Source organism: Amycolatopsis sp. NPDC005003 (genome assembly GCF_053600695.1).
Map to the genome: position 1 here is coordinate 1 of NZ_JBSGAI010000099.1, position 12,865 is coordinate 12,865.

13 protein-coding genes are annotated in these 12,865 nt (G+C 71.7%); 2 read left to right on the forward strand and 11 right to left on the reverse strand.

Translation table 11 applies throughout. From position 1 onward, the window contains the following. Positions 1–159: 159 nt before the first annotated feature. The 8 genes from ACWED2_RS47785 to ACWED2_RS47820 form a co-directional block, all read right to left on the reverse strand. On the reverse strand, positions 160–1,311 hold the full coding sequence (locus ACWED2_RS47785) for an acyl-CoA dehydrogenase family protein (protein ID WP_449697139.1): 1,152 nt from the start codon (positions 1,309–1,311) through the stop codon (positions 160–162). Positions 1,312–1,368: 57 nt separating this feature from the next. Then, on the reverse strand, positions 1,369–2,103 hold the full coding sequence (locus tag ACWED2_RS47790; RefSeq protein WP_449697140.1) for a FadR/GntR family transcriptional regulator: 735 nt from the start codon (positions 2,101–2,103) through the stop codon (positions 1,369–1,371). A 13-nt stretch (positions 2,104–2,116) separates the two neighbouring features. Continuing rightward, positions 2,117–2,572, reverse strand: coding sequence for a MaoC family dehydratase (locus ACWED2_RS47795; RefSeq protein ID WP_449697141.1), 456 nt, complete (start codon positions 2,570–2,572; stop codon positions 2,117–2,119). Positions 2,573–2,582: 10 nt separating this feature from the next. Next, entirely contained in the window at positions 2,583–2,975 is a 393-nt protein-coding gene (locus ACWED2_RS47800) for a Zn-ribbon domain-containing OB-fold protein (protein WP_449697142.1), read from the reverse strand. Then, positions 2,972–4,123: a thiolase family protein gene (locus tag ACWED2_RS47805; RefSeq protein ID WP_449697143.1), complete on the reverse strand. Its 1,152-nt coding sequence runs from the start codon at positions 4,121–4,123 to the stop codon at positions 2,972–2,974. The genes ACWED2_RS47800 and ACWED2_RS47805 overlap by 4 nt, the downstream gene beginning before the upstream one ends. Beyond that, positions 4,120–5,694, reverse strand: coding sequence for an AMP-binding protein (locus ACWED2_RS47810; protein ID WP_449697144.1), 1,575 nt, complete (start codon positions 5,692–5,694; stop codon positions 4,120–4,122). Before ACWED2_RS47810 ends, ACWED2_RS47805 begins: the two co-directional genes overlap by 4 nt. A gap of 93 nt (positions 5,695–5,787) precedes the next feature. Then, entirely contained in the window at positions 5,788–6,954 is a 1,167-nt protein-coding gene (locus tag ACWED2_RS47815; RefSeq protein WP_449697145.1) for an acyl-CoA dehydrogenase family protein, read from the reverse strand. Positions 6,955–6,971: 17 nt separating this feature from the next. Next, the gene (locus ACWED2_RS47820; RefSeq protein WP_449697146.1) at positions 6,972–8,102 is read right to left on the reverse strand and encodes an acyl-CoA dehydrogenase family protein; all 1,131 of its coding nucleotides are present in this window, start codon (positions 8,100–8,102) and stop codon (positions 6,972–6,974) included. 90 nt (positions 8,103–8,192) lie between these two features. Between ACWED2_RS47820 and ACWED2_RS47825 the strand changes: the two genes are divergently transcribed. Next, positions 8,193–9,005 carry an enoyl-CoA hydratase/isomerase family protein gene (locus ACWED2_RS47825; protein WP_449697147.1) on the forward strand — a complete coding sequence of 271 codons (813 nt, stop codon included), beginning with the start codon at positions 8,193–8,195 and terminating at the stop codon, positions 9,003–9,005. Positions 9,006–9,097: 92 nt separating this feature from the next. On the opposite strand, the gene ACWED2_RS47830 is transcribed toward ACWED2_RS47825, so the two are convergent. Genes ACWED2_RS47830 through ACWED2_RS47840 form a run of 3 tightly spaced genes read right to left on the reverse strand, consistent with a single transcriptional unit; the run spans position 9,098 to position 11,744 of the window. After that, the gene (locus ACWED2_RS47830) at positions 9,098–9,874 is read right to left on the reverse strand and encodes an enoyl-CoA hydratase/isomerase family protein (RefSeq protein ID WP_449697148.1); all 777 of its coding nucleotides are present in this window, start codon (positions 9,872–9,874) and stop codon (positions 9,098–9,100) included. Positions 9,875–9,891: 17 nt separating this feature from the next. Then, complete coding sequence (locus ACWED2_RS47835) at positions 9,892–10,647, reverse strand: SDR family NAD(P)-dependent oxidoreductase (protein WP_449697149.1); 756 nt, start codon at positions 10,645–10,647, stop codon at positions 9,892–9,894. Between the two features lie 11 nt (positions 10,648–10,658). Beyond that, positions 10,659–11,744, reverse strand: a complete 1,086-nt coding sequence (locus ACWED2_RS47840) for a serine hydrolase domain-containing protein (protein WP_449697150.1) — start codon at positions 11,742–11,744, stop codon at positions 10,659–10,661. A 72-nt stretch (positions 11,745–11,816) separates the two neighbouring features. Here ACWED2_RS47840 and ACWED2_RS47845 point away from each other — a divergent pair, with 72 nt between their 5' ends. After that, positions 11,817–12,728, forward strand: coding sequence for an SDR family NAD(P)-dependent oxidoreductase (locus tag ACWED2_RS47845; protein ID WP_449697151.1), 912 nt, complete (start codon positions 11,817–11,819; stop codon positions 12,726–12,728). Positions 12,729–12,865 lie beyond the last annotated feature (137 nt).

The following is a 12,865-nucleotide window of genomic DNA, read 5'->3' on the forward strand; positions in this document are numbered from 1 at the left end:
GGTGAGGAGTCCGGACAGTGGAGCGTCGGTCACCTTCCCAGCCTACTTCCCACCCCCGACAACTTCCCGATCACCGCTGGTCGTGAGTGGTAATTAGGGTTCTAACCCTAATTACCACTCACGACAGCCGCGGCAGACCGCTCAGGTGACGGCTCGGGGTCAGTAGGTGCGCAGGCCCATGCTGCGCGCGATGCCGTTGCGCTGGATCTGGCTGGTGCCGCCGGAGATCGTGGCCACGATGGACTCCCGGTAGCGGAAGCTCATCACGCTCTCGGTGGAGAAACCGTGACCGGCGCAGACCTGCATGCCCAACCGCGCGGCGGCGACGTACGTCTCCGAGCCCTTGAGCTTCGCCATCGAGCCCTCGCGCGTGCACGGCTTGCCCTGGGCCAGGAGCCAGGCCGCCCGGTAGGCGAGCAGCCGGGCCGAGTCGATCTCGGTCTGGAGGTCGGCGATGGCGTGCGCGATGGCCTGGAAGGTGCCGACCGGGCGGCCGAACGCCTGCCGGGTGCGCGCGAACTCGAGCATCTCGTCCAAGGTGGCCTGCGCCGCGCCGAGGTAGCCGCCGGTGATGATGACCTTCTCCAGCTCGATGTTGGACAGCATCACCTTCCAGCCTTCGCCGGCCGGGCCGACCAGGTTCTCCTTGGGCACCACGACGTCGCCGAAGAACACCTCGTTGGTCCCGAGGATGTGCCGGGCCAGGGTGGGGGTCCGGCGCACCTCCACGCCCGGGGTCTCCGGGTCGATCAGCAGCAGGCTGATCCCGCTGTGCTTCGGCTCCCGCGGCCCGGTGCGCACGTATGTCGCGATCGTGGTGTCCGGTAACCCCGCACCCGTGCACCACGCCTTCTGGCCGCGCACCACGAAGTGGTCCCCGCGGTCCTCGGCCGTCGTGCGCAACGCGGCCGCGTCGGAACCGCTGTCGGGTTCGCTCAGGCCGACCGCGAGCCGGTGCCGCCCGGTCATCACGCGGTCCCGGATGAAGTCCCGCTGCGGTTCGGTTCCCCAGCGGAACACGGTGATCCCCGGGATGAGCACGCCGATGTAGCACATCGCCACGTCGAAACTGGCCCGGCCGAGTTCCTCGGCGAGCACGATCAGCTCCACCGGGCCGCCGCCGTCCCCGCCCTCCTCGGCCGGGAAGGGCAGGGAGAACCAGCCCAGCTCGGCCATGCCGGAGAACAGCTCCGGGGGCACGGCGGACTCCTCGTCCCACTTCTTGGCCCGTTCCGGGGGACAGACCTTCGCGACGAACTGACGCGCGGTCTCGCGCAACATCCGTTGCTCGTCGGTCAGGTCGAAGTCCACGGCAGACTCCTTCGATCAGGCATGGTTAATTATCTATCTCATTACACTATATAGCGGTCAGTGCAGCAGGTCGAGGACCGTCGTGGTCGACCGGTTCCCGAGCAGGTACTCGTGGGCCCGTTCCAGGTGCGACCGCCACACCCGGGTGGCCTCGCCCGCGTCGCCGTCGGCGACCAGCTCGACCAGCCGGACGTGCGCGCGGAAGCCGCTGAGGTTGGCCCGGACGTTCTCTTCGGTGCCCGCGTCGAGGTCGACGTGCGACCAGTTCGCCCGGTCGATGATGTCCCGCACCATGCCGTTGAGCAGGACCAGCGTCTGGTTTCCGGACAGTTCCACCACGAGCGCGTGGAACCGCAGGTGCGCGCGGATGAACGCGGGCGGGTCGTCGATCAGCGACTCCGCCTCGGCGAGCGCGGCGCGCAGCCGGTCGAGGTCGGCGGCGGTGCGCCGTCCCGCGAGCAGGCCGGCGCACGGCGCTTCGATCACGGTCCGGGCGGTGTAGACGTCCTGTAGCGTCGCCGACCGGTGTTCGAGGATGAAACCGGCGTAGCGCGCGGCGAGGGAGCCGTCCGGGACGTGCACGCGCGCCCCACCCCGGGCGCCGCGGCGGATGCTGAGCAGCGACTCCGACTCCAGCACCCGGAACGCCTCCCGCAGCGTCGGGCGCGACACCGCGAACTCGCCCATCAGCTCCGCTTCGGAGGGCAGCGCGTCGCCTTCGGCCAGCTCGCCGCGGACGATCCGGCGGCGCAGCTCGAGCGCGACCAGCTCGGCCATCTTGGGGATCCGCACGCCGTCCGCCTTCCTAGAAGTACTGGCGGCTGACGGTCTCGGCCACGCACGCGGGCCGCTCGACGCCTTCGATCTCCACGGTCACCCGGAAGAGCAGCTGGGCCGAGGTTTCGTCCAGCGGCTGCGCGTCGAGCAGTTCGGTGGTGCCGCGCAGCCGGGAGCCGACCGGCACCGGCGTGACGAACCGGACCTTGTTCAGGCCGTAGTTGACCGCCATCCGGACGCCTTCCACGCGGTAGACCGCGACCATGAACATCGGCAGCAGCGACAGGGTCAGGTAGCCGTGCGCGATCGTCGTGCCGTACGGACCGGCCGCGGCGCGCTCGGCGTCGACGTGGATCCACTGGTGGTCGCCGGTCGCCCCGGCGAACGCGTCGATCCGGTCCTGGTCGACGGTGACCCACTCGCTGCTGCCCAGCACGCTGCCCTTCGCGGCGAAGATCCCCTCGAGACCGGTCAAGACCTGCATTGGCACTCCCTTACGCGGGCACGAAATACGGCAGGGTGAGCTCGGCGGTCAGCGGTCGGAAGTCGACCCGCACCCGCAGGCCGACGACCACGTCGTCCACCGGGCAACCGACCACGTGGGACAGCAACGGCACACCGTCGTCGAGGTCGACGACCGCCAGCGCGAACGGCACCTCGAAGCCGGGGCCGGGCGCGCGGTGGACGACCGTCACGGCGTAGACCGTGCCGGTTCCCGCGCTCGGCACGTAAGTCCATTCCCTGGAGAGACAACCCGGGCAGGCGGGCTCGGGCGCGAAGAACGTGAGCCCGCAGTCCCCGCATTTCGGGAGAACGAGCCTGCCGTCGGCAGCCGCGTCCCAGAAGGGGCGGCTCAAGGTCGTCGACTGGGGCACCGGACGGCTCATCGGATCCTCCCCAGAACGGACATCTCGTAGTGCTGCGCGCCCGAGCCGGCGTTGCCGACGACGGCGACCTCGGCCCCCGTGACCTGGTGCACGGCGGTGCCGCGCAGCTGCCGCACGGCCTCCACGACCTTGAGCGTCATCTGCTGCGTCCCGTTCCAGGCGTAGGACAGGCAGCCGCCGTCCGGGTTCACCGGGTACTTGCCGTCCACGGCGATCGCGCCCGTTTCCACCAGCGGGCCACCCTCGCCCTCCTCGCAGACGCCCAGCGCTTCCAGCTGGCGGATGACCTCGAAGGAGTTCGGGTCGTACAGGGAGAAGACGTCCACCTCGGCGGGCCCGACCCCGGCCGTGCCGAACGCGCGGGCCGCGGCGTCCCGGCCGATCATGCCGACTTCGCGGTAGAGCGCGGGATTCGCGTACGCGGCCTGGTGGTACTCCATCCCGCCGCCCAGGATCGCGACAGGCGTCCGCGGCAGGTCACGCGCGCGCTCCGCGGTGGTCACCACGAACGCGCCGCCGCCCTCGCCGACGATGCAGCAGTCGAGGAGGTGGAACGGCGTGGCGACCAGCCGCGAGGCCAAGACGTCGTCGGCGGTGTACGGCCCCCGGCCGTGCATCATCGCCTCGGGGTTCGTCGAGCCGTTGTTCCGGATCGTGGCCGCGACCTCGGCGAGCTGCCGTGGCGTCGTGCCGAACTGGTGCATGTGCCGGGTCGCGACCAGCGCGAACTGGGCCACGACGTAGCTGCCCCAGACATCGGCGAACTCGATGGGGACGCCCGCACCGACCGGCCCGGTGCCCCGGGAGACCAGGCGGCAACCGCCGACGACGACCGTGTCGGCCAGCCCGGCCGACACCGCGGCGGCGGCCTTGAGCAGGCCGCGGGAGCCCGCGTTGTCCAGCATGGCGTCACTGGTCCAGCGCAGGTCGCCGAGCAGCCGCGCCCACGAGCTGCCCTCCCCCGGCACACCGCCCGGCCCCGGCCAGTCGACCTGTGCGCCGTCCACATCGGACGGACGCAGGCCCGCGTCGGCGATCGCGCCGGTGACCGCTTCGAGCGCCAGGTCCATCGCGTCCCGGTGCGGCAGCGAAAGCGCCTGCTCGGTGGCGTGGACGCCGACGACGACCGGCTGCCGGGGCGTCTTCACCGGCCGGCTCCGAGCGTCTCGCCGCCGGGGTAGCCGCCGCCACCGAACCGGGCGTCCAGCGCGGCGTAGTCCTTGGCGAAGGCGGCGGTCCGCGGCAGCGCGTCCACGAACTCGACCGTCTTGGGCTTCTTGTACGACGCGATGCGCTCCCGGCAGTGCTCGACGATGTCCGCGGCGGTCGCGCTGTCGGGCTCGTGCAGCACGACGACGGCCTTGACGTCCTGCGCCCAGCGCTCGTTCGGCACCCCGATCACCGCCGCCTCCTTGACCGCCGGATGCCCCTCGATGCAGTTCTCGACCTCGGCCGGGAAGATGTTCTCGGCCGCCGACTTGAGCATGCGCGTGGTGGTGCCGAGGAAGGTGATCGTGCCGTCCGGTTCCCGGCGGCCCAGGTCGGTCGTGTGCCACCAGCCGTCGCGGAAGCGGTGCTCGTTGACCTCGGGCCGGTTCCAGTAGCCCAGGTGCACCAGGTCGCCGCGCACGCAGATCTCGCCGGCCACGCCGGGCGCGCATTCGGTGCCGTCCCCGGCCACGATCCGCACGGTGACGAACGGGCCCGGCCGGCCGGCGTTGCCCAGCCCGGATCCGCCGAACCCGCCGGTGACGGCGAACCCGGTGACCTCGGTCTGGCCGTAGCCGCGGCCCTCTCCCCCGCCGTTGGCGGTGAACCGGCTCGTGTCGACCTGCACGGTGCCGGCCCACAGGTGGGGCGCCACGCTGGCCCGGAACGCGGACAGGTCGTGCCCGGCCGTGGCGTTGAGCTTCACCAGCTCGACGATCGTCGGTGGCATCAGGTACCCGTGCGTGCAGCGCTCCGCGGCCAGCAGCGGCAGCAGCTCCTCGGCGACCACCCGCCGGACGATCACGTTCTTCCCGCCCTGCAGGAACGCTGGGACACCCCAGAACTGGTAGTTGCCGATGTGGAACATCGGGCCCGCGCTCAGGAACGCCGTGGTGTGGTCGATGTCGCCCAGCCACGCGCCGGTGGCGCCCATCGCCAGGAGGTTGCGGTGCGAAAGCATCGAGCCGCACTGCGTGCCGGACATCGCCGCGGTGTAGATGACCAGCAACGCCGTGTCGGGGTCCACGTCGGGCGCGGGGTCCTCCGGCGCGCCTCCGGCCAGGAAGGACTCGTAACCGCCCTCGCCGTCCGGGCCGTCGTGCCGCAGCCAGCGCACGCCGGCCGGTTCGCCCAGCTCCGCCCGCGCCTTGGCCACCGTTTCGCCGATCTCCTCGTGCTGCCAGACCACGACCTTCGGGTCGAAGTCCCGCACCGCGAACGCCATCTCCGGCGCGGCCCACCGCCAGTAGCCGGGGCAGACCATCGCGCCGAGCTTGGCCGCCGCACCGAGCAGCTCCCAGATCCGCACGGAGTTCTGGCCCAGCCACAGCACCCGGTCGCCGGCGCCGACCCCGGCCGCGGCCAGGGCGTTGGCCAGCCGGTTGGTGCGCTCGTCGAACTCGGTCCAGGTGAGCCGGACGTCGCCGTCCACGAACGCGACCGCGTCCGCGAACGATCGGCGGTGCTCGCGGACGACGTCGGCGACGGTGAGGCGGCGGGCAGGGTGCACCGTGATCACTCCTTGGACCTTCCGGAAAAGGCTAACCTATTTAGCTGAACTGGTGATACTGGCGACGACCGGTGACGGATCGGCGCCGCACGGTCACTTCGGCAGGCCGAGCAGCCGTTCGCCGATGATGGTGCGCTGGATCTCGCTGGAACCGCCGTAGATCGTCTCGGCCAGGGAGAGCAGGAACGTGCGCTGGCGGACGTCGAGGCCGTAGTCCTCGCCCACGAGCAGCCCGGCCGGGCCGGCGACCTCGGCGGCGAGGTGCCCCATCCGCTGATGGGACGTCGAGGCGAAGAGCTTGGCGATCCCGGCCTGCGGTCCGGGGGCGCGCCCGGCCAGGACCTCGCCCAGCGTGCGGAGATTGGTGGTGCGCATGAGGCGGACCGACATCCAGGCTTCGACGATCCGGTCCCGCGTGGACGGCGGCACGGCGTCACCCGCGTCCCGCGCGGCCTGCACCAGGTTCTCGACTTCGCGCTCGAACGACAGCTGCTGCGGCAGCAGGGTGACACCCCGCTCGATGCCCAGCGTGCCCATCGCGGTCCGCCAGCCCTGGCCGACCTCGCCGACGACCAGGTCGGCGGCGGTGCGCGCGCCGTCGAAGAAGACCTCGGCGAACTCGTCCTGCCCGGCCAGGTTGCGGATGACGCGGACCTCGACGCCCGGCTGGTGGCGTGGCACCAGCAGCATGCTCAACCCCCGGTGGCGCTCGCTGGCCGGGTCGGTGCGCACCAGCACGTACAGCCAGTCCGCGGTGTGGGCCATCGTCGTCCACACCTTCTGGCCGTCGATCACCCAGTGGTCGCCGTCCAGCGCCGCCCGGCAGCGCAGGGACGCGAGGTCGGAGCCCGCGCCCGGCTCGCTGAAGCCCTGGCCCCACAGCTCCTCGACGCGCAGGATCGGCGGCAGGAACCGCTGCTTCTGCTCACGCGTGCCCATGGCCAGCAGCATCGGCCCGAACAGGTCGAGGCCGCTGGTCGTGGCACGGTAGGGCGCGCCGGAGCGGGCGTACTCGTAGTTGAAGACGACCTCCTCCAGCAGGGTGAGGCCGCGGCCGCCGTACTCGACCGGCCAGCTCAGCCCGAGCCAGCCGCCGGCCGCCAGCTCGCGGTCCCACGCCACCCGGACGTCCCACGCCTCCGAGTCGGCCGGTCCGCCGATCCCACGGTGCGCCGCGAACTCGCCGACCAGGTGCTCGGCCAGCCAGTCACGGACCTCCGCCCGGAAGTCCGCGACACTCGGCCCGAAGTCCACGTCCACCGAAAGCTCCTCTCGACTCACAGTCCCAGCCACCGCCCGAGCCGCGCGCGGTGCTCGGCCGGCGTGCCCAGCAGCAGCTCGGACGCCTTGGCGCGCTTGAAGTACAGCTGCACGGAGTGCTCCCAGGTGAAGCCGATGCCGCCGTGCACCTGGATGGCCCCGGCGGCGACCCGGGTGAACACCTCCGAGCAGTACGCCTTCGCCACGGACGCGGCGACGGCCAGGTCTTCGGCGTCGGCCGCGAGGGCACGCAGGCCGTCCTGCACCGCGGACCGGGCACATTCGACGTCGGTCAGCATGTCGGCCAGTCGGTGCTTGACCGCCTGGAACGAGCCGATCGGCCGGCCGTACTGTTCGCGGATCTTCGCGTAGTCCACGGCGAGTTCCAGCGCGCGGGACGCGCCGCCCAGCTGCTCGGCGGCGAGCAGCACGGCGGCGGTGGACAGCGTGCGCTCGATCGCGGGCCAGGCACTTCCGGCGTCGCCGATCAGCCGGGCCGGGACGCCGGAGAAGTCCAGGCGGGCCTGCTTGCGGGTCTGGTCGAGGGTGCGCAGCGCGGTCCGCCGCAGACCGGCCGCTTCGGCGTCGACGGCGAACAGGCCCGTCCCGGCGTCCGTCCGGGCCACGACGAGCAGCAGGTGGGCGATGTGGCCGTCGAGGACGTGGGTCTTGACCCCGGTCAGCTGCCAGCCGCTCGCGACCCGCTCGGCCCGGAGCGTGATCCCGCCTTCGTCCGGTCGCCCACCCGGCTCGGTGAGGGCGAGTGCCGCGATGGTCTCGCCCGCGGCGATCCCCGGCAGCAGGTCCTTGGCCGCCGACTCGTCCCCGGCGCGCAGGAGGACTTCGGCGGCCAGCGCGACGGTGCCGAAGTACGGCGCGCACAGCAGCGCCCGGCCCGTCTCCTCGAACACCAGACCCAGCTCGGCGTAGCCGAAGCCGGAACCGCCGTACTCCTCAGGGATCGCCAGGCCTGGCAGCCCGAGTTCGCCGCCGAGCTGGCGCCACACCCGCGGGTCGTACCCCTCGTCGGTCGCCATCAGGCGGCGCACCTCGGGTTCCGCGCTGTGTCTGTCCAGAAAGGTCCGCAGCACCTGGCGCAGCTGGAGCTGTTCGTCGCTCAGGACGCCGACCGAGGCCGTCACCGTCATCCGGTACACCTTCCCGCGCAATCAGTTATATAATTATAGTCTTACCGGAGTGGCTTGCGTCAATGTCCCGGCGTCGCACGAGGAGTCCCGATGAGTGATCGCTACGACGAGTTCCCGTCCCTCACGTTCGACCGCCCCGCCCCCGGCGTGCTGCGGCTCGTGCTGGACGCGCCCAACCTCAACGCGGTGTCCCCGCGGATGCACACCGAGCTCGCCGACGTCTGGCCGGCGATCGACCGCGACCCGGAGACCCGCGCGGTGCTCGTGCAGGGCGCGGGCAAGGCGTTCTCGGCCGGCGGCACCTTCGACTCGATCGAGGAGATGAGCCGCGACTACGTGGTCCGCGCGCGGGTGATGCGGGAGGCGCGGGACATGGTGTACGGGGTGCTGAACTGCTCGAAACCGGTCATCTCGGCCATCCACGGACCCGCGGTCGGGGCCGGGCTGGCGGTCGGCATGATGGCCGACATCTCCATCGTGGGCCGCCGGGCGAAGATCGTGGACGGCCACACCCGCCTGGGTGTCGCCGCCGGCGACCACGCGGCGCTCTGCTGGCCGCTGCTGTGCGGGATGGCCAAGGCGAAGTACTACCTGCTCACCTGCGAGGTACTGACCGGCGAGGAAGCCGAGCGGATCGGCCTGGTGTCCCGGTGCGTCGACGACTCGGACGTGCACGCCGAGGCGCTGCGCGTGGCCACCTCGCTCGCTTCGGGCTCGGCCAGCGCCCTCGGCTGGACCAAGCGCTCGCTCAACCACTGGTTCCGCACGGCCGCGCCGATCTTCGAGTCTTCGCTGGGCTTGGAGTTCTTCGGCTTCGGCGGCCCCGACGTGCAGGAGGGGCTCGCGTCGCACCGGGAGAAGCGCAGCCCCGACTTCACCGCGGGCGCCGACCTCCCGCTGTAGCGGAACTTCTCGCCGCTCAGCACCGCGCGCGGGCGTCGTGAGTGTTTAGTCGGGTTAGAACCCGAATTACCACTCACGAGCCCGGGCCGCGCTTACTGGCCGCGGAACTCCGCGGGGCGCCGCTCGCGGAAGGCGCGCAGCCCTTCGGCCCGGTCCTCTGCGGTGAACATGACGGAGACGGTCTCCCGTTCGGCGGCGATCCCGGCCTCGAGGTCGCCGTCGATCCGGTCCACCAAGGCCTTGCCCGCCGCCAGGGCAAGGGGCGCGCCCGCGGCGAGGCGGCCGGCCAGCGCCGTCGCCACCTGCAGTCCCTCGCCCGGTTCGGCCAGCTCGTTCACCAAGCCCACCGCGTACGCGCGCTCGGCGTCGATCGGGTCGCCGGTGAGGATCATCTGCTTGGCGATCCCCGGCGGGACCAGCCGGGGCAGCCGCTGGGTGCCGCCCGCGCCTGGCAGCACGCCGAGCTTCATCTCCGGCAGCCCGAGCCTGGCGCCGCGCTCGGCCACCCGGAGGTCGCAGGCGAGCGCGAGTTCCAGGCCACCGCCGAGGGCGAACCCGTGGATCGCGGCCACCGAAGGCTTCTCGAACTCCTGCAGCCGGCCGAACACTTCGGTCAGCCGGCCCACGAAGGCGCGGAACTCGTAGGCGGTCCGGAACGCCTCGATCTCGTCGAGGTCGGCTCCCGCCGAGAAGCCCCGCCCCGCCCCGGCGAACACGAGAGCGCGCACCGACGCGTCGGCCCGCAGTTCGTCCAATGTGGACTCGATGCGGTCGGCCGTCGCGGTGCCGATGGCGTTGAGCCGCTCCGGACGGTCGAGGGTGAGCACGGCGACGCGGTCCGCCACGTCGACGCTCAGCAGGTCTGCCACGGCTGGATTCCCTTCGGTCACAACATGGTGAGCCCGCCGCTGACCGAGATCGACTGCCCGGTCAGGTAGGCGGCCGCGTCGGAGGCCAGGAAGCCCACCACGCCGGCGATGTCGGCAGGCTGGGCGACCCGGCGCAGCGGGATGGCCCGCACGGTCGCCTCGTACATCCGTTGGCTGTACTCGGCCACCTGCCCGAGCAACGCGGTGTCGGTCGGGCCGGGACACACGCTGTTGACCGTGATGCCGTGCCGGGCGACCTCGCGGGCCAGGGCCTTGCCGAACGCGATGATCCCGCCTTTCGTCGCGGAATAGACGACCTCGCCGGAGGAGCCGACCCGGCCGGCGTCGGAGGCGATGTGGATGATCCGGCCCCGCTCGCGTTCGATCATCCCGTCGAGCACGGCCCTGGTCACCGTGATGGTGCCCCGCAGGTTCACCCCGATGATCCGGTCCCAGTCGCGCTCGGCGCTGTCGACGAACCGGCCGAGGACATCGATGGCGGCGTTGTTCACCAGCACGTCCACCGGACCGAGCCCGGCCTCCGTTTCCGCGACCGCGGCACGGACCGCGTCGCTGTCGGCGATGTCCGCGACGACCGCGGCCGTCTTCACGTCGTGCTGTTCGGCGATGGCCGCGGCGGCGTCGGCGGCCGCGGCCGGATCCACGTCGCACACCGCGATCCGGTGGCCGCGCGCGGCCAGTTCGGCGGCGATGGCCGCGCCGATGCCGCGCCCGGCTCCGGTGACCAGCGCGACCTTGTCGGGTACGTCCACAATTCCTCCGGTCAGGTCAGGTCCGCGGCGAGGTCGGCGATGGTGCGCATCATCGCCCGGCCGCGTTCGGACAGGTCGTAGCCGGCGAGCGGGTATCCGTTGCACAGCAACGCGAATGACACGCCGCTGACCGGGTCCAGGAAGCCGAGCTGGTAGGCGGCGCCACTGTTGCCGAACAGCGCCGGCGAGCCCCTAGAAGGCAGACCACCGCTGGCCACGGTCACGAAGAGCCCCATGCTCACCGGGGCGCCGCCGCCGTAGGCCTCCTCACCGGCGGGACACTCGGTGAAGCGAATCCGGGCGCCCTCTGCGACGGCGTCGGCAGGCCAAAGTCCGGAGTGGACCAGTGCCTGGAAGAACAGCGCCACGTCCGCCGCCGTGCCGACGAGCGCGTGACTCGGCTCCCCGGCGGCGAGCACCCGGGGGTCCGACAGGTACCACGGGCCCCAGGGGTCCGGCTCCTGGTCGTCGCCGGTGCGGTCGGTGGCGATCATCGGCAGGACCGTGTCCGCCGGGACCCCCAGGTCCAGCGAGGACAGGCCGAGCGGCCCGGTGAGTTCCGCACGCAGGTACTCGGCGAAGGTCAGGCCGGTGCGCCGGTGCACGATCTCGCCGATCAGCCAGGCCGCCGAAGTCAAGTGGAACTGGAACCGGGTTCCGGGCGGGTAGTCCAGCCGCCAGCGGGCGAACGCGGCCAGCCGCTGCTCGCGGTCGAGCATCTTCGGGTAGCCGAGCGGAGCGAACGGGAACCCGGCGGTGTGGGTCAGCACGTGCTCGACGGTCACGGCGTCCTTGCCGTTCGTGCCGAATTCGGGAACGATCTCGGCGACACGCTCGCGGAGGTCGAGGCGACCGGCCCCGAGCAGGTGCCACACCACGCCCGCGACGATCGACCGGCCGACGGACTGCAGCACGTACCGGTCCCGGCCGGTCGCGTCGCCGAAGGTCTCGAACGCCGCCAGCCTGCCGTGGCGGGCCACGGCCACCTGCATCGAGGGCAGCGGGGTCTCCTCCACGGCCCGCCGGACACGCCGCAGCAGGACATCGAGCCTGGCCGGGTCGACACCGGCCACCTCGTGTCGCACCACTTCGGTCATCCGCCCTCCTCGACTCGGCCCGCTCCACAGGCTAGCATAAAGAATAAGATTAGTTAACTGATTGGAGCGGCTGTGGGCATCCTCGACGGCAAGGTGGCCATCGTGACCGGCGGCGGCCGGGGGCTCGGCAGGGCACACTCCCTCGCGCTCGCCGAGGCGGGTGCGACGGTCGTGGTCAACGACCTCGGGTCGGGCCTGCACGGCGAGCAGACCGGCGAATCGCCGGCCGACGACGTCGCGACGGAGATCGTCAAGCTGGGCGGGACGGCGACCACGAACCACGCGTCGGTGACCGACTGGGCCGCGACCGAGGCGATGGTCGCCGACACGGTCGCCGAGTTCGGCCGGCTGGACATCGTGGTGAACAACGCCGGGATCGTCCGCGACCGCATGCTCTTCTCCATGTCCGAGGCGGAGTTCGACGCGGTGATCGCGGTCCACCTGAAAGGCACCTTCGCGCTCACCCGGCACGCGTGCGCGTACTGGCGGGCCGCGGCCAAGCGCGGCGAAGCGGTCGCCGGCCGGGTCATCAACACGACGTCGGGCACCGGCCTGTTCGGCAACGCGGGACAGGCGAACTACGGCGCCGCCAAGGCCGGGATCGCCGGCCTGACCGTGATCACCGCCCTGGAGATGCGCCGCTACGGCGTGACGGCGAACGCGATCTCGCCGATCGCGGCCACCCGGATGACCGCCGACCTGGCCGTGGCGGGCACGGGCAGCGACGCCGACGGCTTCGACCCGCGTGATCCCGCCAACGCGTCGGGCGCGGTCGTCTACCTCGCCTCGGACGCGGCCGGCTGGCTGACCGGCCAGGTCCTGCGCATCGACGGCGCCACGGTCAACCGGCTGCAGGGCTGGACGGTGATCGGCAGCCACCTGAGCAGCACCGGGAAGGCGGTCACCGCCGACGAGCTCACCGAGGCCCTCCCCCAGCTCTATGGCGCGGCGCCGACCGGCCGACCGGCGGTCCAGTCGCCTTAGGCCGGTCTGCCGCAGCTTGTCGTGAGTGGTAATTCGGGTTCTAACCCCAAATAAAAAAAACCACGGCGGGCGCCGGGCTGGCGCCAACACGCCGGGCAGAAAGCGAGATCGAGCGGTATGGAGAGATAGTGAAAATT